Raw genomic sequence first — 1,444 nt, forward strand, 5'->3', positions numbered from 1 at the left:
GCCGCGGTCGCCTTCTCGGAATCGAACGCGATCTCCGCCGGTACGGGGTCGCCCATCCAGGCTCCGAGGTTCCAGAGCGGGTGCTCGGCGAAGGCCGTGTCGGCGAGAGCCGTCGCGTCGACGTTCACACCGAGGTCGGTGCCGGTCAGCACGGTGCCCTCTCCTTCGCCGGTGAGGGTGACCTCGGTCTCGGCGAGGTGGGCGTTGATGGTGTCGGCCGCGGCGCCCGGGGTCATCCATCCGACGGGGATGCCCGCGACCGTGGTGCCGGGCGCGATGAGGATCATGGAGGCCGCGCCCGCACCGATCGCGATGACGCCGAGACCCAGACCGATCCAGAGGCCGAGGCGGCGCTTCTTGGGTGACGGTTCGATGGGGGCCCAGGCGAGGGGCTGTTCGCCGGTGGACGGCGGGACGGTCTCCGTGGGAGCTCCCGTCGGTGCGAGTACTGCGGTGGGCGCGGAGTCATCTCTCTGCGCCTCGGCTGCGCCCGGCGCAGAAATCAGATCGGTCACGAACTTCACCCCCCGGCTCTCAAACGTGTCCTCACGTTCAATGGTACGGGATGGGAGGTAACGGGGAGGCAACGGTCCGTGATAACGTGCCTCCCCGCATCAGGCCCGTCAGTCGATGATGGCGATGCCGTCGATCTCGACCAGCATCTCTTCGCGCGGCAGACCGGTGAAGACGGTGGTGCGCGAGGGCAGGACGCCATTCGTGGTGTGCGCGGTCACGAAGGCGCCGTAGGCATCGTTCATGATCGGGAAGTCCTCGCGCTTGGTCAGGTAGACGCGCAGCATCACCACGTCGTCGAACGTCGCACCGGATGCCTCGACGATCGCCTTCACGTTCTCCAGGGTGCGGGTCGTCTGGGCGGCGACGTCACCGGGGAACAGGTACTCGTTCGTCTTCGGGTCGACGGGACCCTGGCCGGACACCTGCACGAACGGGCCCTTGCGGATCCCCTGCGAGAAGGTGTGGGCGGGGGCGGGAGCGGCGTCGGTGGAAACTCGGATCTTCGCGGTCATGCCGCCAGCCTAGTAGCCTTGTTAGATGCCTCTACAAATTCCGGATCCCGTTCTCGGCGCCTGGACGAAGGGCTTCCCGGCGCGTGCTGCGGGCCTCCGACTCTCGGAGGTGGCCGACGCCGATCTGCACCTCTCCGACCTGGTCACCCCGGTGTTGACGGTGCATGAAGACGCCCTCGCCCACAACGAGGAGACCGTCTTCGCCTGGGCGCGGGAGCAGGGGGTGCTGCTCGCTCCGCACGGCAAGACCACCATGGCTCCGGCGCTGTGGCAGCGGCTGCTCGACGCCCCCGCCGTTAATGTGCCTGCGGGTCCGGGCCAAGAGTCGAATGTGATGGCGGACAGTCCGACGAGGGGGTCGGTGATCGAGATGTCGGTGAGCGTTGACTGGCCGGTGTTCGTCACGGTGAAGGTAT

1 protein-coding gene and 2 pseudogenes are annotated in these 1,444 nt (G+C 67.7%); 1 reads left to right on the forward strand and 2 read right to left on the reverse strand.

Annotated features, from left to right (window positions below; translation table 11 throughout):
• Together KZA10_RS15065 and KZA10_RS15070 are read right to left on the reverse strand one after the other, a co-directional pair.
• Positions 1–515: pseudogene (locus KZA10_RS15065) on the reverse strand (murein L,D-transpeptidase); the annotation flags it as partial.
• 108 nt (positions 516–623) lie between these two features.
• Entirely contained in the window at positions 624–1,028 is a 405-nt protein-coding gene (locus KZA10_RS15070; RefSeq protein WP_017828337.1) for a RidA family protein, read from the reverse strand.
• A 25-nt stretch (positions 1,029–1,053) separates the two neighbouring features.
• Between KZA10_RS15070 and KZA10_RS18310 the strand changes: the two are divergent.
• Positions 1,054–1,444, forward strand: a pseudogene (locus KZA10_RS18310) (hypothetical protein); the annotation flags it as partial.

It is taken from the genome of Microbacterium sp. BF1, from assembly GCF_019279095.1.
GTDB lineage: Bacteria > Actinomycetota > Actinomycetes > Actinomycetales > Microbacteriaceae > Microbacterium > Microbacterium maritypicum.